Origin of the sequence: Helicobacter labacensis (assembly GCF_003660285.1) — a bacterium.
GTDB lineage: Bacteria > Campylobacterota > Campylobacteria > Campylobacterales > Helicobacteraceae > Helicobacter > Helicobacter labacensis.
In genome coordinates this window covers 1-20,823 of record NZ_QXQQ01000030.1, presented here as the reverse complement: position 1 = coordinate 20,823, position 20,823 = coordinate 1, and the positions used below count along the sequence as shown (strand labels likewise).

The following is a 20,823-nucleotide window of genomic DNA, read 5'->3' as shown; positions in this document are numbered from 1 at the left end:
ACACAGCGACTGGGGTGAAGTCGTAACAAGGTAACCGTAGGTGAACCTGCGGTTGGATCACCTCCTTTCTTAGAGAATTGCCCTTAGCATTTGCTTGCTGGGGCTAAAGCGTTGCGCTGTGGACTCTCTTGCTTGGGGGTTAGGGAATTGATTTTTCTCTCTGATTTTTCTTAGCGATTCATTTAAAACTTGAAACTTGACAATCTTTTTAAAAATTGTTACAATGGGAGGCTCATACAGACTCGGCTGGCTCGGTGTCGTTTTAGATACGGACACCCTAGCTCCCGGGTCCTTGAAGTCTTAGTAAAGGGTTTTTTATGTTAAATGAATCCGATTCTCAATTTTTTGATGTCCACCTACCCAAAAGAACAGCTGTTTTGGTGGATTTAGATTTTTTCCTCAAAGTGCTTTACCCACCTGAAAATCGTCCCACTCCTGTTGTCTTAGCCGAAGAAATTAGAAAGTATGTTCTTAGGACATTGAGCACTTCCAGAGATTACCTCTTCCGTGTTTTTATCTATAGTTGCCCCCCTGCCACCGGGAGAGCGCGACAACCAATCAGCAAAAAAGAACTATCGCTAGATCAAGATAATGTGGCACAATATCGCACAAAACTTCTCGAGATGCTCAGGCAAAAACCCTATTTTAGCGTAAGATTAGGGCGACTTCAGTTTGATAGGCACAATCCATGGGTGTTGAAACCTGAAGTCTTACCACAGCTTTTATCCGGAGAAAAATCTGTGCAAGAATTAAGCGATGAGGATTTTCAGCTCAACCTGCGCCAAAAGGGAGTAGACATGAAAATTGGCTTAGACATCGCCTCTTTGGCTATTAAGAAGCAAGCAGAAAAGATCATTTTAATCGCTAATGATAGCGATTTTGTCCCCGCCGTTAGATTTGCTAAGCAGGAAGGCGTGATTATCCAGCTCGATCCTTTAAGACGGCATGTTGCTGAGGATTTGTCTACACATATTGACCTCTTGCGCTCGGTGTCTGCCCAAGATTGAACCTTCTCTTTTGTGCCACAAAACTCATGAGATAAAGTGGGGTTTTAATCCTCCCAAACCCTTAAGATCTTTAAATCGTTTGATTTTAAATTGTGCTAGAATTTGACTTTGTTGCATTGAGAATTTTGAGACAAAGGAAATTTGATAGCCGATGATCTGACCTCTGTGCGCGCTTTAAAGGGACGCGCTTTTAAAATCCCCGCTCACCAAAGGGGCTATCGTTGGACTCAAAAGGAAGTTAAAATTTTGCTTGAGGATATTATAGATTTTATCCAAGAGAGTGGAGCGGAGGATTTTTACAGCCTACAGCCCATTGTGGTGAAAAAAGTGGGAGAAACTTACCATGTCATCGATGAGCAACAACGACTCACCACAATTTTTTTAATCGTCAAATACCTTGCTAATCAAGATTGGTTCAGTCTTGATTATGAGACAAGGAAAAAGAGTTTTGCGTTTTTGCAAAACATTGCTGAAGAGACTAAGCAAAAGGATATCAACATTGACTTTTACCATTTTAAAATGGCTTATGAGACGATTGAGAAATTTTTTAAAAATGAACATGAGGATAAAAAACAAGAATTTTTAGACACCCTATTCAATCGCTGTAAAGTGCTGTGGCATGAAAGCATTGATGATGAAAAAGAAGTCTTTGTACGCCTCAATAGCGGGAAAATCCCCCTAGAAGAAGCTGAAAATATCAAGGCTTTGTTTTTAGCCCAACCAAAAGGATCGCCTACAGAAAAAGAGGTGGAAAAACGGGCTAAAAAATGGTATGAAGCGGAGAAAAAAGCAAGAGACGATCGAGATTTTATTTATTGCGTTTTAGACAAAGTGGATATTAAAAACATCATGGAGGGAGAAAGGCCCGTTTTGTCCGATGATCTGCAAAGAATCGCCGTTTATTTAAAAGCTATTGCGCCCAGTATCCCGCAAAAAGAAGGCGCATTGTTTGATTATTTTTATCCAAAAATACAAAGATAAATCGATGGGTGAGGAGTGGAACAAACTAGAAAAGGCCATTGATAGCCTGAATGGTTGGGCTAAAAAGAAAACAAACGCAGAAAAGGAGGATAAGAAAATTTTCCACTATTTGGGCTTTTTAATCCACGAAGGGGCTAGTATCGCTTCGCTCTATGAAAAATGGGTGCAAATTAAGAGAAATAAGGAAATCACACAACCCAAGCAAGCTTTTGCAACCTATCTATTCGGGCAAATCCAGCAAAAAATGCAGTCTGCTCTAAACAAACTTGAAGATTTAAGTTATAACGAAAGCAGTGACAAGCGAGCTTTGTTGGCTATCTTGTTGCTCTTTAATATGGAATACCACATTAAAAAAGATATAGGGTATTTCCAATTTAACCGCTTTGTGTTAGAGCAATGGAGTTTGGAGCATATTTATGCCCAAAACTCTAAAAGCATTGTCGCAGAAGAGGAACTTAAAAATCTAGATGAAAAAAAGAAAGTTGCCATAGAGAAGTGGCTTGCAGAGGTGATAGAGCATCTTAAAAGAAACCATACTGAAGATGAGGCACTCGAAAAGGAGATTAGCAAATTCTTAAAAAAAATACCATCCCTAGAGAATATTGCTAAAGATTTAGAAAAGCTTGGGTTGCTCCCATTGCTCAAAAGGATCGATGAGGCATTTTTGAGGGATGGAGAATTACACCTCTTGCAAAACCTTACCTTGCTGGACAAAAGCTCCAATGGCGCATTGGGCAATCTCATTTTTAGCAAAAAACAAGAGAAAATTAGAGACTTAGACGACCAGCAAAAGCTCATCCCTATTTGCACAAGGGAGGTGTTTAGAAAAGAGTTTTCAAAACAAGAACGCCGTAATCTGCATATATTCACCAAAGAAGATCAGGAGGATTACCTGTGTACTCTTAAAAAGTATTTGGAAGAATACAAAACGGAGTAACCATGCAAACAAGCATCACTTTCTTAGAATTTTTAGACTTTAAGTTTTCGGAGAGCACAGAAGTAGAGCATATAGAAGTGCCCATGCTCCAAAGGGATGATGCGCAAGGGAGAAAATCCAAAGAAGGCATCGCGCGCAAATTTTTAGAGGCTCTTTTTGAAGTTTTAGAGGGCACAAAAAAGACTTTGCATCTTGATTTGGTCTATGGCTATGAGGATGGCTCTGTATTTAAGCTCATCGATGGCCAACAGCGCATTACGACTCTATGGCTCTTACATTTTCTTTTATACAAACAAGCGCAGCGTTTAGATGAGATTAAGAAGCAACTTAGCCATTTCACCTACCACACTAGGGAGGGCTCTAAGGAATTTTGTGAAAAGCTCCTAGAGGCGGATTGTGATTTTACACAACTGCCTAGCCAAGTGATTGGTCAAAATGAAGGCTCTTTTGGGGATGTAAGCGATTTAGAAAACGATCCCACTATCAGGGCGATGATCCACATGCTCGATCTCATTTACGGACATCTCAAAGACAAGGATACAGAACTAAATCACTACATCGACCGACTCCCCAACATCTCTTTTAATGTGATCAACATGGGAGAGTTTAAGTTGGGCGAGGATTTATACATTAAGCTCAATGCGCGGGGCAAGCTCTTGAGTAAATTTGAGAATCTCAAGGCTTTTGTCGAGCGGGCTAACATTGCCCATGAATGGCTTGTAGCACTGGATAATAAATGGAGTGATTACTTTTTTGAAAGCGATAAGGCAGAAGCATTTGATGCGCGTTTTTTTCATTTTTTGCACTACGCCAATGCCTTTTTTGCCTTGCAAGATCAAGATTTTGACAAAGATAAAGAGCTCGATAAAATTTTTTCCACTGAGCGCAATATCAATGAGGGCAATTGGTATCGGTTTTTACAAGAAGAATCCCATTTAAAAATTTTAGACACGGCTATTCATTTATTGCCCAAGTGCCCGATCCTAGAGCTGTTTAACATCAATGGTCCTAGCTTTTTTGAGACGCAAGGCGAGGATGAACTAGAAAATAAGAAAATCGCCTATTTCTTTGCCCTCTTAGCTCTAAGCCAAGTCTATCAGGATGGGCTTTTAGACCAGAACTTAAAAGACTACGCCAGAGTGTGCAAGCATTTTATTGAAAACCACCCACTCAATAGCGAAGTCGATCTTTATGGATTTTTTGGTCTTTTCCAAGCCATTGCCAAGGGCGTTGCACACAAAGAGGGCTTTTATGCTTTTTTAGCCAATTTAGACAAAGCTCCCAAAAACAGCTCCCATGCACTTTTTAGTCTAGAGCAACGCAAAGCAAAACTTATTTGCGAGGAGAAAGCATGGGAGGGCATTTTAAACAACACAAGTGATCATAAATATTTGGTTGGTTATGTGGGCTTTTTATTAGAGTTTAGCAAGATAGAAGGGCAGGAAAACCTACAAAAATTTACAGACTATGCCACACTCACAATGGAGATTTTGGACAAGTTTTTTATTAAGGATACATATCCGCTTAGCTTGTTCCAAAGAGCTTTTTTATGCTTTGGAGATTACAGCATTACAAGCACCAACCAATTTTTTGGCAACCGCCATAGAATGGGGATGTTCCGCTACCGACAACTCGTCTTTAAATTGTTTGAAAAACTGCCTTTTAGACCCCAAAAATACCCCAAAAATTATTTCCATAAACTCTTAGACAATCTTTTGAATATCCCACAAGGAACATTGCAAGGTAAAATGCAAGGTATCCTTGAGAATTATATTTCACATCAAGGACAAGGGCTTTTAGATGTTTCTTGGCAACTTACAGAAAGATTTTGGTGGGAGCAACTCTTGCTCCAACAAGAAGAATTATTTGCTTTCATCAATCAGGAGGTGGGCAAAGAGTGCGGGCGAATCTATTTTGTTAGGGACAATAGTAAGAAGCGGCAGGAACATCCATATGCCAAAGCCTACCTTTTGCCCGTCAAAAAATATTCAGAAAAGGCAGTTGATCTCTTAGGCTATGCACTCTATTGGTGTTTGAAAAATGAAGGAATAAAAGGCCTAGGTCCTTATGAAAATGGCCCACAAGTGCGCCAGTTTGCCCTTAACAATTTTGCGATTTTTGCGGACAGCCAAACCTCTACAATCACCTTGGAGGGCATTGAAGAAGAAGATAAACAACTGCCCCAACACATCTCTATCAATCTTAATTCGAGTCGAGATGTCTTTAAAGGACTCCAAAGCGTGGCAGACAAAATTAAATGAATGCTTGGGATGTAGGGTGCAAGCATTATAAAAACCCTCCCAATGCGTGTTATAACCTTTTTTATCTTGTTAAAGTATCTTTCATGGGACAAAGGGGGCTATTGCTAAAGATTTATAGAGATCGAGCAAGAAGACACAAAGAAAAAGAACCGGCAAACATCCCACAACCGCATTTTCAAACCCCTTAAAGAAGAGTGGGAGATCGACTCAAACAAAATGCGGGGATTTATATTTGGCTAAGTTATGACTGGAGAGAATCCTTGTTTAATTTACGCATCGGGCATCCTACAAACCCCCTGCCCCAACAATGCGCTACTTTAGAAAAATTATTTATGGACTTGCCACACGGATATAAACACGAAAAGATATACCCCGACCTAGCCACACTCCAAGACAATTTTTTATATGACTTTATAGAATTAGTCAAAGTGTTTAATGCCGTATCTAGAGAGGATTTTTTATGCCAAGGGGGTTAAGCTCTGTTTGGTTTTTCTGTAAAATCGCTCGGCAACATCGCTGGCTCATCTTTCACCAGCACATGCAAATACTCCATGGTGCTTTCTTTGGCTTGCAAGCGTTTAGAATCGGCTTTAAAGCGGTTGTAGATTTGGCTTTTAAGGCTGTAGTGCCCATATTGGCTAAAGAGAGTCTTTATTTTATCTAAGCTCAACAAGCCCTCATCGTTATAACTCAAGAAAATAAAACGGGCGTTGGTGTTTTTGAGCACATGCTCTAGGCTCTGATACACTGAAGATTTCTTGCACCAAGCGGATTTTTCATAACTTCTTAGCCCCGTTTTGCCCTGTGGGGTGAAGTTGTCATATAGGGCGATGCTATTTAAAAGGTGGTAATTTGCCCCGTATTCGCGTTGGTTATAAGGGGGGTCTAGGTATAAAATGTCGGTTTGTAGGCGCGCAATGAGCTCTTTAGCATCTGCGTTGTAGGCATAATGAGGGTTGGGGCTAGGCTCTAAGGGAGCGGGGGTTAAAAAGAGTGTTTGTTGCGCGCTTTTTTTAAGACGCTTTAAAAAAGCCCCATAGACAGAGGCGGTGTTAGCCACTTTATCGGTGGCTTCTAAGAGAGAGGCTAGTAAAAAATACAATTCAGCTTGGCTAATGGCTTGATCTTCTTGCCATTTAGCGATTTGGACACGCATGGCATCAATTTTTAGGGCATTGGCATCGCTAAAATATTGCCGCCCCTGCCCGCCTCCTAAAGCATAATGTTGATAGATTTTGCCCGCTAGGGGGGGGAGGGCGTTGAGCTTGTCTAGGAGAAATTGTGCGCGTTTCAAAGGCTTGGTGTTTTCAATATAGTGCTTTGCTAGCACAAAGCTATAAAACTCTTTGTCATTGCTTAAGACCTGTTTGGCATGGTTTTTAAACAACCGCCCTACTGCCGCTGTGCCAGAAAAAAGGTCTGTAAAGACACATTGCGCCAAATCCACCCGGTAAGATTGCAACACCTCTTGGATATTGTGAAATAAAAAATTAGAGAGCTTGCGCTTAGAACCTATGTAATTCATGGGTACTTGCCTCTTCAAATGGGGCTAGTGTTAGATTTTCTTCCATGGACTTTCCTTTGTACTTGGATACTGTATTTTAGCAAAGTCTCAAAAACCTACAAAATAGGGCAATCTACGCGTGTTACAAATCTGTTATAAACTCTACACCAACTAAAACGATCAAAAAGGACAAAGCGATGGGAAAGTTATTTAAGGTGTTGTTAATAAGCCTGTGGGTGTTTGCGTGGGCAAAAGAGGGGGATGTGGATTTTGCCAACGCCATAAGGGCTTGGGAGTATGGGGATGGGCACACAGCTAAGATTTATTTTTATAAACTGGCAAAAATGGGAGATAGACGGGGGTTTAGCGGTTTGGGTATGTTAGATGTCAATTGGTGGGATTATTCAGGCTCTCTAGTATATGTAGATAGAAGAAAGATATACCGAACGAATCGGATCAAATATAAAGAAGCGCTCCAATACTTCCAAAAGGCTGCAGACATGGGCGATGGATTAGGGTTTTTTGGGCTAGGGTATATGTATTTTTGGGGACATGGTGTCTTAGAAGATAAAACAAAAGCCCAACAATATTTTCAAAAAGCCTGCCAAATTTGGGAAAAGGAGGGCAAAGAGGGAAATGTGCAAGCCTATGTCTTTTTGGGGAGATTGTATGCAGGACAGCGGTACTATAGGGTGATTGACTTTTACGATGATCCTCAAAAATCCGCTGCTTACTTTAAAAAGGTGATGGAGATGGGGGACCCTAGAGGGTATTTTGAGTTAGGCGAGTTTTATAATCAGAAAAAAGAAGACGCGCGCGAAAGCAAAAAGTTTCAAAGCGCATGGGAGTATGAAAAAAAAGCAGAGGAATATTACCGAGAGGCAGCAGATCTAGATTATGCGATTGCTTATTATCGTTTGACGAGGTTTATACACAATCGCGACAGCATCCATGAATACCTCCAACAATCAGCGGATATGGGGTATAGGATGGCTTGTTATGATCTAGGCTATAATGCCTACTATTGGGATCGAAACATGCAAGAAGCCTTAAAATATTTCAACAAGGCTTGCACGATGGGTGATTACGAATCTTGTTACTATGTGCATAAGATCACGGGGAAAGACCCCACTGAACCTGTGGAAAAAGGCTTTTGGGATTGGTTGCGTGATTTGTTTTAAAGGATGCAAACATGGGTTTTAAAAACGCGTTTAAGTTGTTAATAAGCCTGTGGGTGTTTGCGTGGGCTAAGGGAGGTGCTTTGGATTTTGCGATCGCCAAGAAGGCTTTTGAAGATGAGAATTACCCCAAAGCCCTAGAGTATTATCTAAAAGCAGGAGAGGGGGGTTATGCGGAGGGTTATCGCATGGCTGGGTATTTATATCTTGGTAGCTTGAAAGGAGTGGAGCAAGATGTCCCCAAAGCCTTAACATACTTAAAAAGAGCGGGGGAGATGGGAAGTGCTGATGCCTATCACAGACTAGGGGGCATGTATGAGTGGGGCACGCTTGTTTCTCAAGATGCCCAGAAAGCCCTAGATTATTACCAAAAGGCTGGGCAACTGGGGCGCGTGGATGCTTATTTACAGCTAGGAGAGATGTATGAGCACGCTCTAGGGGGCGTAGCACAAGATGGGCAAAAAGCTTTGGAATACTATGAAAAGGCGGCACAAGTGGGCAAGGATGCTTATACAGCTTATGAAAGGATTGCAGACATGTATATTAAGGGTAAATGCGTGCCTCGGGATGAGCAAAAAGCCCTAGAGTATTACCAAAAGGCTTATGGCAAGGCGGATGGGTATGTTTTCTTGGGCGATGCCTATAGCACTGATAGCTACGAAGACAAGGATTTTCCCATAGACCTTAAAAAATCTATCTATTACTACCAACAGGGAGCCAAGTTAGGGAGTCCAAGGGCACATGCAGCTTTGGCAGAAGCGTATGAAGATGGCAATGAAAGGGTGCCTAGAGATTTGAAAAAAGCCCTCAAACACAGCCAACAAGCCTGCGCATTTGATCGCGAGGAGTTTTACGATAATTGTAATGATGCTAATCGCCTTAAATTCTCCATCCAAGCAGAAGTCTATGAATATGGCAGGGGAGTAACTAAAGACTTAAAAAAGGCTCTTTATTATTACCAAAAAGCCTGTAAGATAGATTGGAGGTGGGCTGAGGATTGCGCTAAGGCTGAACACCTTAAACAGACGATAATCCTAACTCTAAAACCAAGTATTAAAGGAGTGCAGATATGGCTAATGTGATTAAAGTGGTGTTGGTGAGTGTATTGGTGTTAGCAAGCGTGCATGCCCAAAGCGATCAGGATAGAGATTACGCCATCGCAAAGGATAATCTCTATAGCACAACCATGCTAAAGGCTTTGGAGTATTTTAGCAAACTGGCTAAAGAGGGGGATGCTAGAGGGTATAAGGGCTTGGGAGATGTGTATTATTTTGGTGGCACAGGCGTGGAAAGCGATCTTAGGCGTATCGGGACTTAGGCTCTCTCTATGAATATGGCGACTGTGCGCCAAAGGATATTAAAAAAGCCATCCAGTATTACAAACAATCTGCACTAATGGGCAAGGACAGCCCCATAAGCGCGGATGTGATGGAAATCATTGCCAAAGCCCAGCAAGCCCAAGAGCAACAAGCCCAAGCGCAAGCCCCTTATAGTGAACAATTACAAGCCCTTGAGTTGCAAAAAATCCAAGCCCAGATACTAGAGTTGCAAGCTAAAGCGCAAAAATACAGCCAGCAAGGCGCATTAGTGGAAGCGCACACCACTAGCGAGGAGTTAAGCCAAGTGCAGGCGATGCAAGCAGAGGAGACTAAACCACCCTCTTGGACACACCCGGCATTGAAGGGGATGAATCCAAGTTCAAAGAAAACATCTCCAAGGCGTGCGCTAATGCCCATGTCATTTTCTACATTTCTACAGAATCCACCCCTCCACAAGAGGGGACACTCCATAAAATCAAGCAGTATCTAAGCGATCAGAGTCGAGTCTATTTTATCTACAATAAGAGCGCAATAACCCCAGAAGCCCTAGAGGGGGACTTAGTGAGTGTGGGAGAGAATCGCGCTTTAGCCGAAGCGGATACCAAAATGCAAGAGGTGTTAGGGGATTGCTACAAGGGGCATTTGGGCGTGCGTGCGCACGCGCTGTTTTTAGCCCTTGCGGAGTGTTTTGACCCCAACGCTTGGCAACAAAAACACTTTGCCAACACTAAAGAAAAATTTTTAAAAGCCTACACTAAAGAAACCCTTTTAAAAAAGGGCGGTTGGCACGACTTGCACGACTTATTGAATCAAGTTGTCAGCGCACAGCAAAAAATCATCCATGAAAACAAATGCACCAAAGCCGCAGAAGCCTTAATGGCGTGTGCTAAGACTTTATACAAAAGCAGCCACGAAATGGCGACAAAAACGCGAGAACTCCAAGTGCAAGCCCAAGATAGCACAACTGCCCTAAAACGCTTGCCCCAAAAAACACATCTCAACTTAAAAAAGGATTTAGAAAACGCACTTAAGGACTTTAAAAATGTCTGTGAGAATGAGGTGTATGGCTATATTGCCACCAATGTCAGCAATAATGATGTTGAGAGAAAAGCCAAGGAGGTCATAGGTAAGCACGCAAAAGTCTTTGAGAAGAGTGCAACCGCTAAGATTGAGGCGCAAGTGGAAGCGTTTAAAGAGGCACTTAATGCGGAGCTGAAAGCCTTTAGCCTCAGAGCAGGAGCAATTGAGACGCAACAAGTAGGCGTGGATGCCAAAATGGGCGATTTTGACACCGATAGCGGTGTGGATTGGTGGAAGCTTGGGGGAGCGGGGGCACTCGGGGGGATGCTCGCTTTTGATTTGGCGAATTTTTGGAATCCACTCGGCTGGATTGGCACTGCTGTGACTATTGGCGCAGCTTTGACTCTAGCTTATAACGCCCTTAAGAAGTTATGGGATGATGACTTTAAAAAAAGCGAACAACGCAAGGCGTTTAACGAGCAATTAAACAAGATTGTAGAGAAAATGAGGAGCGATATTGGTTTTTATGGATGGACACAAGCAGAGATTTTTAAAAAGGTAGAAGAGGAGATCAAAAAAAAATCATTCATAAAATATGCCTCGCATGCCATGCGCTTTCGGTTGTTGCAAGAATTGCAGTTACAAGAATCTTTAAAAGCGCAAGAATTTTTAAAAGCGCACCAATCGACCCTTGCCAAAATCTACCAAAAACTAGAGGAGACCATAGAGAAGATCATCCAAAACCTAGAGAGCAATTTAAAAGAGCGCAAAGCGGTGTGTGTGCGTCTTGAAGAGTTAGCCATGGATTTAGGCACACAGGCGGACAAATTACAGCTACAAGGAGGCGATGTGTGCAAACTTTAGAAAAATTGAGCCAAATGGGGCAAGTGTTAGACTCACTTCAAGATTTCATGCAAGAGGGGTTAGAGTTTGGCATAGTCCAAGAGGGTTGGAAGGAGAAGATCGCACACGCTAGAGAGAAAGGTAAGTTAAAAGTAGTTTTAGTGGGGGGTTTCTCCAATGGTAAAACCTCCATTGCAGCCGCGTGGCTGGAGGATTTAAACAAACAAAAAATGCAAATCGCCCACGAAGAATCCACAGGCGAAATCACCCCTTACGAAACGAAGGGGTGTTTATTGGTAGACACGCCCGGGCTTTTTGGCTTTAAAGAAACTTGTGATACTTCTACCCACAGCACGCAAGCCTATAAAAAGGTTACCGAAAAATTCGTAAGCGAGGCACATTTGCTCTTGTATGTGATGGACCCACACCACCCGATCAAGCAGAGTCATACAGAGGAGCTTAAATGGCTCTTTAAGGAGCTAGACCTTTTGCCTAGAAGCGTGTTTGTGCTGGGCAAATTCGATGAGGTGGCAGATGTGGGTAATGAGGAATATTATCAAGGGATGCTAGCCATCAAAAAAGAGGATGTGATCAAGGGGCTAAAGCGTGCGCTTGATCTTAGCCAGGAGCAAATAGAGGGTTTATGCGTGGTGGCGGTGGCAGCAAATCCCCATGACAAGGGTGTAGAATATTGGCTTAAAAACCTCCAAGAGTTTCGCCAAAAGTCGCGCATCGCCCACTTGCAAGAAGCTACTGAAGCTATAATTAAGGCAAATGGCGGAGCTGAGGCGATCTTTTTAAAAGCCCAAGAGAGCGTGCTAACCGATCTCTTGCATCCCTCTTTAAAGAGCGCACAAGACAAAATTAAGAAACTAAGCACCCAATTAAACAAGGCACAGGAGCAGCAAAATACAATTGCACTAGAGTTAGAGCAACTAAAAACCCGCATTGAGGAGAGTCGGGCGGATTTAGAGGGCTTTTTTAACGAACACTTTAAACGCTTGTTAGACCAGCTTGCACAAACACGCTTGAATGACATTAAGGAGTTTTTGCAAAGTGAAATAGGCGAGGAGGGCGTAGTGCTTGAAAAGGTCATTGAAAACAAATTAAAGCTAGAAATAGAGCTTGTGCGCTTGGAGTTTGAGGCATTGCAACAGCAATTCAAGGCAAATTGGGGAGATGGCTCGTGGAATTTTAATTGGGGCGATTCGGAGTTTGAGAAAATTTTAGAGACACTTAAAGCTGTTTTTGCCAGTGCCACATTTGCCGGTCTGTTTGAAAGCCTCACTTCAACCTTAGTCAGTGTGTTTAATCTTGGATCAAAAGCCACAAATGTTGCAAAAGGGGCAGCAGTTGCCCTGTCCGCACTCACTATTGTATTAGAAATGGTGCAAACATTCATGGAAAAAAAGGCAGAAGTAGAATTAGAGAAATTTAAACAAGGCTTACGGACTCAATTAGAGGAGATACAAAGTAAGGTTTTAGACATTGTGGCACAATGGCATACCAAGAGCGTGCTAAGACTATCCAAGAGCACCAAGAACTAGACACCGATACAACACATAAAAACGCACTAGAGGCGTGGATCACACAAGGCGAGGACATAGAGATACAGATGAAAGCATTGCACTAGACCGATTTTAGAGATTTAAAGTCCTTTGAGGGTCTTCATACCCTCACATAGGAAAGACTAAGAGGGTTCATGCTGGCAAACCTTATTACTTTTTTGATTTTTGTGTTTCTTATAGCCGGATTTATAGGCTATATAACCTATCTCATAGGGAACATTAAAATACATGGTTTCATGAGCGGTATTTTTATATCCACTCTAAGCATCGCACTGCCACTTTGTCTTATCTGTTTTGTATTCTTTGATGGTGGCTTGACATCTCTTCTGATTGTGATTGGACTATTGATTTTCTCATGCCTTCGAGAGTGTAACTTGCTGTCTATTTACATTGCCATAGGGCTACCATTTTTATTACTTCTTCTAAGTAGAGATATTACATATTTTCATCACTATAGGGACAGTATTCTTCTTTGTTTTGCGCCACTAATACCCAATCTTTCACGCTAGCACTAAACTTGTCAATGAGGATTTTTTGCGTGCGCGTGCTCTCTAGGGTAGAAAATCTTAAGGGTTTTCTCGCCTCAATCTTAGCCACTAGTCCCTCAAAATCCTCAATCTGCTCTAAATAGAGAGTCGCGGTAAAACTAATGCGCTTTTCATTGTCCCCTAGTTTCAAATAGAAATTTTTAGAGAGAGTCTCTACCTTTTGGATACCTAAGCTGTATTCAAAGTCCAAACTAGGGATGTTGTGATCCACCTTGAAGGTGAAGCTATCAATTTTGATGATTTTGCCTATATCAGCCATGTAGAGCCTTTAGTATGCATGCCATCCAAAACACCCAAAAAGGCACAACCAGCGCATAGTGATGGCGCAAACAAAATAGCACAACTAAAAATAAAGCCAAACCAACAAAAGCCCACACGGGCAAGCTAATTAGGCTTAACACCACGATGCAGGTTAGCCAAATTAGACACAACGCCACAAACTCAAGCATCTTAGCCATTCATCGCGCTCTCAAAGTTCAAATTCATCACCCAGCCACTCTTATCTAGGCTGTGTTGCACTTGGGTGATGAGATGAATTTCTTTGCTCTTGCCCTTAGTGAGTTCTAGCAGTCCGCCCGCAAAAAGCACCTGCCCTAGAGCTCTAAGTGAACCCTTAGTCTTGGCTGTGTTGGCTTCTTTGAGGCGGGTTTTACCTATGATCAAAGCCTCTTGTTTGGTGCTCGCGTGCGTTAGAATACGCTTTTTTGGCTGTTGTCCTGATCCGATGATTAATGTTTGCTCTTGTCCTTCTTTGTCCATGAACACCACCTCCGCGCTTTTGAAGTGCTTGGTAACTAGATAGTCAATCTCTAAACTGATGCAATCATCGGCGTTAATTTGGTAGCGCGGGCGTTGGTATTGCTTGATGTTGCGATCAATGAACACCAAATAATCATTTTTTAGCCCAAAAGAACAGCCATACTCCTCAGCCAAACGCGCACACAGCGCGCTATCACTCTCATCCACTTGCTCTAACACGCTGAGCACTGAGCTAGAGTGCTCAAAAGAAATCTTGCTTTTCAAGCCATTTTCTCTGGCAATGGCGCGCAAAATATCCCCCACACTCTTGTTTTTAAAGGAGCGATTCTTAACCTCTTTGATCTCTTTGCTATGATTGAGGCTAGTGGCATCCACACTAAAGCCCTTCTTGTAGTTCTCCTTGATCGCACTCACATAGAACGCGCCAAAAAAATACAATTTCTCCCAGCCTAAAAACAACTCCAATCTATCCCCAAACTTGGGCAGTTTAGAATGTGGCGCAAGCTTGAGATTTAGCGTATCCGGGTTATCTCTCTCATAATCGCTATAATTCAAAGACTCTACTAACACCTCCGCGCCCTTAATGCGCCACTTTGGAGCTAGATAAGTTTGCATCACTCCTCCCAAATAGGGGTGATATCTGAGGCGATCGCCTCATCTGTGAATGTGGGCAATTTCACACGCTCCCCGCCTTTAAACACATCAATATCCAAGAGTTCAATGTTAGCCAGCAAAAAGGCGTTATAGCCACTCTTATAGCCATTTTGCACAATCTCCCCATAGTGCTTAAAATAGAGAGTGTCCCATCTCTCGCCCTGAATAGCAACACACTCATTCACGCGCCAACTCCTGGGCAAATATTTCATGCGCTTTGACTAAAAGGCGCGTATTTTGCTCTTGGGCGATGAGATTGAAAGGCTTAGTTCTAAAATAAAACACCTGCGAGCCTCTAGGACTTGCTTGGCGACTATGGCTATAGAGTGTGCTTGAACTGGTGGTGATCCCAGCAAAGCTTTGAGCACGCCTTGTGGCTAAAAAGCCCTTATTGCGCACCTTTGTCTCCCCCCTTTTAGCTCCCAAAAAGCCCCCCTGAATAAAGAGATGATCTCTAGGTCCTAATTTCACTAACACCCCCGTGCGCTTTTGGAGGCGTTTAAAACGATTCAAACTAAGCTTATAGATAGCGTTTCTAATGGTAACTTCTAGGGTGTCTATTTGAGATTTTTTGATCTTAGTGAAGCGTCTAATCGTCTTATTAGAGAGACTATAGCGCGTCCTTATAAGTTGTCTTTGCGCTTTGGTCGTCTTTGTAAGCGTGCGATTAAGCGCATTATTACAAAAGCGCGCCATATCGTTATAAAAATCCATGCTAATCCTTATCGTCTTTGTAAGAGTATTGCCCAATACCCGCCTGCTTGATCGCGCTCACTATGCTATTAGGATCGCCTTGGGTGTAGATGTTGATGGTTTGGGTGTTGTTAGAATTGATCGAGCGATTATCTGTGCTATTAGCCCCGCTCTTTTGGGGATTGAGCGCGCTATAATCAAAGCTGCCTAGCACGGGCAGGGCTGTTTGTTTGTCCTGCCCGGGTGTTTGTAGGGTGGGCAAAGTGAGTTTAGAAGTGTCGGTCAAAATATTCTTTTCCTCATCCCCAAACCCCAAAAACCCTGCCACCTTGCCTAGCACGCCCCCAAAGAGTTTTTTATACCACTCATAGACTTTTGCAAAAAACTCCAACACCGGCTTAAACACTTCCCCCATACTCCCCACACTCACCCCAAAGAGATTTAAAAGCTTGACAATGCCACTCCCTAGCAATTCAAAAAACCAAGAGAACACAGAGACCACAGGGCTTAGCACTGAACCAATTGCTCCAAATACCCACACCAATCCCTCCCAAAAGCTAGCCATCTTGGCTTTTAAGCCCTCCCAAGTTTGCACTAAGAAGGTTTTCACTGCCTCCCAGTTGGTTACCAAAGCATATACTCCCGCCCCCAAGCCCGCTATTAAAACCCCCACAATGGAGGTCATAAAGGCTAATTTAATTATTTTCATCGCCCCGCTAAAGAGATTAGCCCCTAGCAAAGAGGCAAGCCCAAAGGCACGCATAGCTACACTGCTTAAAGTAATTTGCCCGGTTAAGAGTCTATACGCTCCGCTGAGTAACAACCAACCCCCGACACTTCTACACCCGATGAGCCTTGGCTAGATGGCACAGCCACAGAAAATGAAGAGCCAGAGTTTTAAGGCAATGCCAAGCCAAGAAAAATAAGGGAGCAACAATGAAATCATGGAATGAGATGGATTTAACAGAACAAAAGGCGGTGTTTAGAGATTTTCTAGCCTCTGAAATCAATGCAGCCCTAGAGCAGGGCTTAACATTCAAGCCCCACAATAGAGCCTATAATGCCCATTTGGGCAGTGCTTACCATGGCTTGAATGCCTTGATCTTAGATGCCAAGCAACAAGAGGGCAATTATGCAAACAATGCATGGATTAGTCTTGAAGAAGCCCAACGACTGGGGGCAGATACTAGAGAGTTAGAGTATATCCACAACAACACTCAATCTAGCCAAAATCCTCAAGGTGCAATCAAAAAAGCCAGCATTAGCTATGTCAAAACCCACGAAGTGCAAAAAGTCCCTAAGAAAGATGCACAAGGCAATCCTATCCCCATATTAGACCCTAATGGCAACCAACGCCATGACAGATATGGCAACTATTTGTGGGAGATGGAGGAGGTGCGTGTAGAAATCCCTCCTAGATTAGAAATCAAACATCTCTACAATGTAGAATGTTTTAAAAGTATCAATAGAGCACACCTAAAGCCTTTAAATCCTAAGACCTTAAAACCTCTATACACTGGAGAGCGTTTCTCCACAGAAAATCAAAGCCTGGTGATTTACGATCTCTCTGCCAAGCTCACAGATCAGCAATACCAACGAGTGCTAGATTATGTAGGTCATTATACCCAGCACAACCAGCAATACACTAAGGATAAACAACAGCCCTCACAAAGACACATAATGACAGGCAATGCTCCCACATCTGTGTCTAATTCAAACCAGACTATTTAAAGCAATATGCCTTATGCAAACCAGCAGCAACAACCCTCAAACCAGTCACAGCAATACAGCCAGCAGACAAGCCAGCATAACCCAGAAATCCCAATCACCCTAGAGAACCAGCAGGGCATACAAGTGGTGATTCAAATATTGCAAGAACAACACAAGACAATCCAAAAGATGGCTCAAGAGATTGCTTGGCTTAAGACACAGCAACAATCAAAAAATGAAGCCTTAAATGCAACTTATTTTGCAACCCCTTCTAGGGGCAGGGGGCGTTAATGGACAATTTTCTCAATGGCTTTTTAAAAGCATGGCGCACTTGGAGAGATGATGGCAAAGAGGCTTTCATGCGCGCGTTTTTGCAAGAAGTGCAACAAAATATGCCCAATAATGCAGAACACTTTTTTGAGGTTCTAAAACAAGAAATGCAGGCAATGCGTGCTACTAGAAGCACAACAGATCAACAGGATATTTTGGAGTTTAGCAATTACATAGACATGCTTAGAAAAGAGATGGAGCAGACTATGGAGCAGACACCAAAACAGAAGTTAGAGACAGCAAAGCAACAAGAGCTCCAACAAAGCATTACGATTTTGCAAGATGAAGTTCAAGAGGTGATAGCAGAACAACTAGACAAACCAGAACAAGAGCTAGAAGCCACTGAAACCACTCATGAGGCACTAAACACCCAACGCGCATTAATCCAAATGTTGCAAGAACAACAACAGACAATCCAAGCAATGGCTCAAGAGATCGCACAGCTCAAACAGCAACAGCACACCCAAGATAATAAACTAGATGCGCCACAGATAGAAACCCAAGAGCAAGAGCTAGAACAAACCCAAGAGGACACACTAGAGTTAAAAACCAAAGAATATGGGGAGGTAGAGCAACAAGAGCCCACACAAGACATAGCTATTGCTCAAAGCAAATCAGAAGTGGCTGAGGAGTTAGAACAAACCCCACAAGCCCAAGAGAGTTCAGAAGAGCAAGAGCTCCTACAAAGGATTGCCATTTTTCAAGATGAAATCCAAGAAGTTTTAACAGAACACCCCAACAGGGCAGAACAAGTGCAAGAACCCGAAGCTAAAAACTTGGTAGAGCAAAAGCAAGAGAGCAATGCAGAGCAATTAAGCCAGCCAGAACAAAGTTTAGAAGTGTCTAGTGAGGCATTAGACACTCAAGAACCCAAGCAAACTCCACCCCAAGCTATAGAAATAGACAACAAGTATGCCAAACTACACAGCTATTTCAAGCAAGTCGAGCTAGATGTGCAACAAAAGCGCATCAAGACCAAGACAGATTTTAAAGAGAGCTTTTTAAACTATGCCAAATCCCATATGACAGAGGCAGAACTCAAAGTCTTGCTAGTGCTCTCACAAAAGCAACCCAGCAAGCTAACCCAAGAACATCGCAATCTCATTAACGATGCCCTAGAACAAGCACATGGCAATAAGCACATGCAAGATTTAGGCTTGCAACTCAGTGTCAAGGCCGTGTTAGGACATCCTTTGGAGGCAGAGCAATACACGGCTATTCAAAACTATGTGCAACAATGCCAAACAAGTTTAGAGCCTATGGATGGCAAGATTGCTGATGCCATCAAATTGCCACACCATCAATCACAGATCGGACACCGCCCCCTGAGCCGTGGATACAATCCCAAAACTCTCACAAGCCCTGGCTAGAGACACAGACACAGGACACGCAAGTGTCCAATACGCAAACAGAACAAAGACGACATGTTAGCAAAAGTAGCTACACACCTCCACCTGAGCCTTGGCTAGATGCCCCAGCTAAACCTAGAGGCAGAAGGCGTTAACAATGGCGTATATCAAAGATGCGATCTATCTATCCCTAGATAGCATTTTGCAAGATTTTGGCTATGTCTTAGACAAAGAGAAAAGCACTCTAAACTATCCTGTGCTCAAGCACCCTAGCGAAAAAGGAAGGCTTATCATTAAGCATAGCGCAGATGGTTATTTTTACTTCAACACAGAAGATAAAAGCGATAAAGGCAATATCATCAATTTTGCCAAAAGCGCGGGTTGAGATTAGAGGACTTGGTCAAGGGCGATGCACTCTATAGCTCAAAACCCTCTACAATAAGTCAAACTAGCCAGCAGGAGCACAAGCATATCAAAGAGGATTTTCAATCCCTGCCCCTCTATGATTTAGAAAAAAGCCAGATATTAAGGGAGAGAGGCATACAAGGCACACTCTTTAAGAGTTACCAGAAGTCTATCAAAGCCGATGCACACAATAACCTCTGTGTGCCTAATTATCTCTGTGAAAATCAAAAACTTATGCTCAGTGCGATTAGCAAACGCTTGAGTAAGCCACTCACCACTAACACAGATGGCGCGCCTAGAGAAAAGCCTCTCAAAGAGCTCTGTCAAGGTTCTAAGGGCGTGCAAATGCTTGTGCCTAGTGGTGGCTTGAAGGCAGTGAAAAGCATTGTGATGACAGAGAGCATTTTAGATAGTATGGCCTATCTCCAGATGAAAGGCTTGAACCCTGATACAACTTTGTTACTAGGCAGTGGGGGGCAGTTTGGAGTGGAGAAGATACGCGCCTTTGTGAGTGGATTGTTTGAGCAGATGAAGCAAGATAAAAGTCAAGAGTATCAGCGGTATATGCAAGAGAGGCAAGCCTATAGGGAGTGGAAACACTATGAGAGAGAACAAGCCCAAAAGCCTAAAGACACACAGCCCACTACCAATAAAACCTCAAAGATTAGCTTTTCAAGGCCTAGATACTTTGATAAACGCAACCCTAAAGAAATGCCCGCACAAGGTTGGCAAGAACAGAGTGTGAACTCTCTAGCAGAGCTAGCACAAGCCATTAAGTCTTCCCCTTATTCTAGTGCGCTACTTGAACAGAGCCACCGCAATGCTGCTAATGCCAAGAGTTTTACTAATTTACTCATCTATGATATTGACAATGATAAAGATAGTCCTCAAATCACTCTCAAGCAAGCCAAAGACTTGTTAGAAAAACAGGGCATAGAGAGCTTGATTATGCCCTCTAAGAGCCACCAGATAGAGAATAACGGACATATTGCTGATCGCTATCGTGTGCTTATCCCCACAACACAGCCTTTAGGCTCTTTAGACACAGAGAGCTTTGTAGGGCTCAATAGTTTGGTAGCTAAGACTTTGGGCTTATATGATTACATAGATTAAGAAAGTGTTAGAGATAGGGGAAGAGCGTATTATAAAAGCCCTGAACATGCCAAACCTGTATTAGTGCGGGGCAAGGTTTTAGATATGGAGCACCTTAAACAACAAGTCTCTCAAAATCTTTTCTCACAGAGAATCCCCAGACAAGTGCTAACTCCTCCCAGTGTAGTTAATCCACCCGACTTATCTGTCAATGTAGTTTTAGCCTGTGATAATGATGAACAAGGACAACGCTATACACAGATATTAGAGGGGGTGTTTTTCAATCTTACTGGTCAATTACCAGACATCTACACTCCCTTTGCTAAAGACTGCAATGACGATCTCAGATTGAGCCAGATTATAGAGGAGAGCAATGTCAATGCTACAAATGTACACAGATATGTTTCTAAGGGATTTGAGCACTTAGAAAGTCCCTATGTCTGTGCAGAGAGCAAAAGAAACTCTAGAGAAGTTAGAGGACTATGGAGTATTTCCAAAAACCTGCAAATGATGTTGCAAATCATTTAGCCACACAGATGACAGAGTTTTTTAGAGTGCAGATGAGCTTGAATGTCATCCTCTCTATCTTGTTTATGGTGTGGGCTTATAGGCGGGTTAAGGAGGGGGACTTTTTTCAATTTAAGACCTTGATGGGTGTGGGGGTA

22 protein-coding genes, 1 rRNA gene and 1 pseudogene are annotated in these 20,823 nt (G+C 42.7%); 18 read left to right on the top strand and 6 right to left on the bottom strand.

Going from position 1 to position 20,823, the window contains the following annotated elements:
- From EAO33_RS07905 to EAO33_RS07880, 6 genes are all read left to right on the top strand, one after another.
- A 16S ribosomal RNA gene (locus EAO33_RS07905) occupies positions 1-68 on the top strand; the annotation flags it as partial.
- 249 nt (positions 69-317) lie between these two features.
- Positions 318-1,007 (top strand): NYN domain-containing protein, encoded by a 690-nt coding sequence (locus EAO33_RS07900; protein WP_120946210.1) that lies wholly within the window; start codon positions 318-320, stop codon positions 1,005-1,007.
- A gap of 141 nt (positions 1,008-1,148) precedes the next feature.
- Entirely contained in the window at positions 1,149-1,988 is an 840-nt protein-coding gene (locus EAO33_RS09600; RefSeq protein ID WP_235853146.1) for a DUF262 domain-containing protein, read from the top strand.
- Entirely contained in the window at positions 1,957-2,925 is a 969-nt protein-coding gene (locus tag EAO33_RS09595) for a DUF1524 domain-containing protein (protein ID WP_235853145.1), read from the top strand. Before EAO33_RS09600 ends, EAO33_RS09595 begins: the two co-directional genes overlap by 32 nt.
- Before the next feature lie 2 nt (positions 2,926-2,927).
- Complete coding sequence (locus EAO33_RS07890) at positions 2,928-5,186, top strand: DUF262 domain-containing protein (RefSeq protein ID WP_120946209.1); 2,259 nt, start codon at positions 2,928-2,930, stop codon at positions 5,184-5,186.
- Positions 5,187-5,380: 194 nt separating this feature from the next.
- The gene (locus tag EAO33_RS07880) at positions 5,381-5,662 is read left to right on the top strand and encodes a hypothetical protein (RefSeq protein WP_120946207.1); all 282 of its coding nucleotides are present in this window, start codon (positions 5,381-5,383) and stop codon (positions 5,660-5,662) included.
- Here the strand turns inward: EAO33_RS07880 and EAO33_RS07875 are convergent.
- Positions 5,659-6,711, bottom strand: coding sequence for a DNA adenine methylase (locus EAO33_RS07875; RefSeq protein ID WP_120946206.1), 1,053 nt, complete (start codon positions 6,709-6,711; stop codon positions 5,659-5,661). The two genes, EAO33_RS07880 and EAO33_RS07875, sit on opposite strands and share 4 nt — an antisense overlap.
- A gap of 176 nt (positions 6,712-6,887) precedes the next feature.
- On the opposite strand from EAO33_RS07875, the gene EAO33_RS07870 reads away from it, so the two are divergent.
- The 5 genes from EAO33_RS07870 (at position 6,888) to EAO33_RS07845 (ending at position 12,597) form a co-directional block, all read left to right on the top strand.
- The gene (locus EAO33_RS07870) at positions 6,888-7,871 is read left to right on the top strand and encodes a tetratricopeptide repeat protein (RefSeq protein ID WP_120946205.1); all 984 of its coding nucleotides are present in this window, start codon (positions 6,888-6,890) and stop codon (positions 7,869-7,871) included.
- Positions 7,872-7,882: 11 nt separating this feature from the next.
- Entirely contained in the window at positions 7,883-8,950 is a 1,068-nt protein-coding gene (locus EAO33_RS07865; protein WP_120946204.1) for an SEL1-like repeat protein, read from the top strand.
- Entirely contained in the window at positions 8,938-9,186 is a 249-nt protein-coding gene (locus EAO33_RS07860) for a hypothetical protein (RefSeq protein WP_205589539.1), read from the top strand. The genes EAO33_RS07865 and EAO33_RS07860 overlap by 13 nt, the downstream gene beginning before the upstream one ends.
- 343 nt (positions 9,187-9,529) lie before the next feature.
- Positions 9,530-11,071 (top strand): hypothetical protein, encoded by a 1,542-nt coding sequence (locus tag EAO33_RS07850; protein ID WP_162982259.1) that lies wholly within the window; start codon positions 9,530-9,532, stop codon positions 11,069-11,071.
- Complete coding sequence (locus EAO33_RS07845) at positions 11,059-12,597, top strand: LeoA/HP0731 family dynamin-like GTPase (RefSeq protein WP_120946202.1); 1,539 nt, start codon at positions 11,059-11,061, stop codon at positions 12,595-12,597. Before EAO33_RS07850 ends, EAO33_RS07845 begins: the two co-directional genes overlap by 13 nt.
- A 456-nt stretch (positions 12,598-13,053) precedes the next feature.
- On the opposite strand, the gene EAO33_RS07835 is transcribed toward EAO33_RS07845, so the two are convergent.
- From EAO33_RS07835 to EAO33_RS07810, 5 genes are all read right to left on the bottom strand, one after another.
- A complete protein-coding gene (locus EAO33_RS07835; RefSeq protein WP_120946201.1) occupies positions 13,054-13,425 on the bottom strand; it encodes a hypothetical protein in 372 nt (123 codons plus the stop codon).
- A gap of 191 nt (positions 13,426-13,616) precedes the next feature.
- A complete protein-coding gene (locus tag EAO33_RS07825; RefSeq protein WP_120946199.1) occupies positions 13,617-14,540 on the bottom strand; it encodes a phage late control D family protein in 924 nt (307 codons plus the stop codon).
- Positions 14,540-14,764, bottom strand: coding sequence for a tail protein X (locus EAO33_RS07820; RefSeq protein WP_120946198.1), 225 nt, complete (start codon positions 14,762-14,764; stop codon positions 14,540-14,542). Before EAO33_RS07820 ends, EAO33_RS07825 begins: the two co-directional genes overlap by 1 nt.
- On the bottom strand, positions 14,757-15,293 hold the full coding sequence (locus EAO33_RS07815; protein ID WP_120946197.1) for a hypothetical protein: 537 nt from the start codon (positions 15,291-15,293) through the stop codon (positions 14,757-14,759). The genes EAO33_RS07820 and EAO33_RS07815 overlap by 8 nt, the downstream gene beginning before the upstream one ends.
- Before the next feature lies 1 nt (position 15,294).
- Positions 15,295-16,095 (bottom strand): hypothetical protein, encoded by an 801-nt coding sequence (locus EAO33_RS07810; RefSeq protein WP_162982258.1) that lies wholly within the window; start codon positions 16,093-16,095, stop codon positions 15,295-15,297.
- A gap of 113 nt (positions 16,096-16,208) precedes the next feature.
- On the opposite strand from EAO33_RS07810, the gene EAO33_RS07805 reads away from it, so the two are divergent.
- The 7 genes and pseudogenes from EAO33_RS07805 to EAO33_RS09585 all read left to right on the top strand — a co-directional run.
- Complete coding sequence (locus EAO33_RS07805; RefSeq protein ID WP_120946195.1) at positions 16,209-17,003, top strand: ArdC-like ssDNA-binding domain-containing protein; 795 nt, start codon at positions 16,209-16,211, stop codon at positions 17,001-17,003.
- Positions 17,004-17,009: 6 nt separating this feature from the next.
- A complete protein-coding gene (locus EAO33_RS07800) occupies positions 17,010-17,273 on the top strand; it encodes a hypothetical protein (protein ID WP_120946194.1) in 264 nt (87 codons plus the stop codon).
- Positions 17,273-18,682 (top strand): coiled-coil domain-containing protein, encoded by a 1,410-nt coding sequence (locus EAO33_RS07795; RefSeq protein ID WP_120946193.1) that lies wholly within the window; start codon positions 17,273-17,275, stop codon positions 18,680-18,682. The genes EAO33_RS07800 and EAO33_RS07795 overlap by 1 nt, the downstream gene beginning before the upstream one ends.
- Before the next feature lie 136 nt (positions 18,683-18,818).
- On the top strand, positions 18,819-19,046 hold the full coding sequence (locus EAO33_RS09590) for a hypothetical protein (RefSeq protein WP_235853144.1): 228 nt from the start codon (positions 18,819-18,821) through the stop codon (positions 19,044-19,046).
- Positions 19,043-20,179: a hypothetical protein gene (locus EAO33_RS07790; RefSeq protein WP_235853143.1), complete on the top strand. Its 1,137-nt coding sequence runs from the start codon at positions 19,043-19,045 to the stop codon at positions 20,177-20,179. Before EAO33_RS09590 ends, EAO33_RS07790 begins: the two co-directional genes overlap by 4 nt.
- A gap of 84 nt (positions 20,180-20,263) precedes the next feature.
- Positions 20,264-20,686 carry a toprim domain-containing protein gene (locus EAO33_RS07785; protein ID WP_120946192.1) on the top strand — a complete coding sequence of 141 codons (423 nt, stop codon included), beginning with the start codon at positions 20,264-20,266 and terminating at the stop codon, positions 20,684-20,686.
- A pseudogene (locus EAO33_RS09585) lies at positions 20,641-20,823 on the top strand (P-type conjugative transfer protein TrbL); the annotation flags it as partial. The gene EAO33_RS07785 and the pseudogene EAO33_RS09585, both read left to right, overlap by 46 nt.

Coding starts and splice junctions, on each gene's coding strand:
- EAO33_RS07900 (WP_120946210.1), top strand. CDS start 318: ATGTTAAATGAATCCGATTCTCAATTTTTTGATGTCCACCTACCCAAA.
- EAO33_RS07890 (WP_120946209.1), top strand. CDS start 2,928: ATGCAAACAAGCATCACTTTCTTAGAATTTTTAGACTTTAAGTTTTCG.
- EAO33_RS07875 (WP_120946206.1), bottom strand. CDS start 6,711: ATGAATTACATAGGTTCTAAGCGCAAGCTCTCTAATTTTTTATTTCAC.
- EAO33_RS07870 (WP_120946205.1), top strand. CDS start 6,888: ATGGGAAAGTTATTTAAGGTGTTGTTAATAAGCCTGTGGGTGTTTGCG.
- EAO33_RS07865 (WP_120946204.1), top strand. CDS start 7,883: ATGGGTTTTAAAAACGCGTTTAAGTTGTTAATAAGCCTGTGGGTGTTT.
- EAO33_RS07860 (WP_205589539.1), top strand. CDS start 8,938: ATGGCTAATGTGATTAAAGTGGTGTTGGTGAGTGTATTGGTGTTAGCA.
- EAO33_RS07835 (WP_120946201.1), bottom strand. CDS start 13,425: ATGGCTGATATAGGCAAAATCATCAAAATTGATAGCTTCACCTTCAAG.
- EAO33_RS07825 (WP_120946199.1), bottom strand. CDS start 14,540: ATGCAAACTTATCTAGCTCCAAAGTGGCGCATTAAGGGCGCGGAGGTG.
- EAO33_RS07815 (WP_120946197.1), bottom strand. CDS start 15,293: ATGGATTTTTATAACGATATGGCGCGCTTTTGTAATAATGCGCTTAAT.
- EAO33_RS07805 (WP_120946195.1), top strand. CDS start 16,209: ATGAAATCATGGAATGAGATGGATTTAACAGAACAAAAGGCGGTGTTT.
- EAO33_RS07800 (WP_120946194.1), top strand. CDS start 17,010: ATGCCTTATGCAAACCAGCAGCAACAACCCTCAAACCAGTCACAGCAA.
- EAO33_RS07795 (WP_120946193.1), top strand. CDS start 17,273: ATGGACAATTTTCTCAATGGCTTTTTAAAAGCATGGCGCACTTGGAGA.
- EAO33_RS09590 (WP_235853144.1), top strand. CDS start 18,819: ATGGCGTATATCAAAGATGCGATCTATCTATCCCTAGATAGCATTTTG.
- EAO33_RS07785 (WP_120946192.1), top strand. CDS start 20,264: ATGGAGCACCTTAAACAACAAGTCTCTCAAAATCTTTTCTCACAGAGA.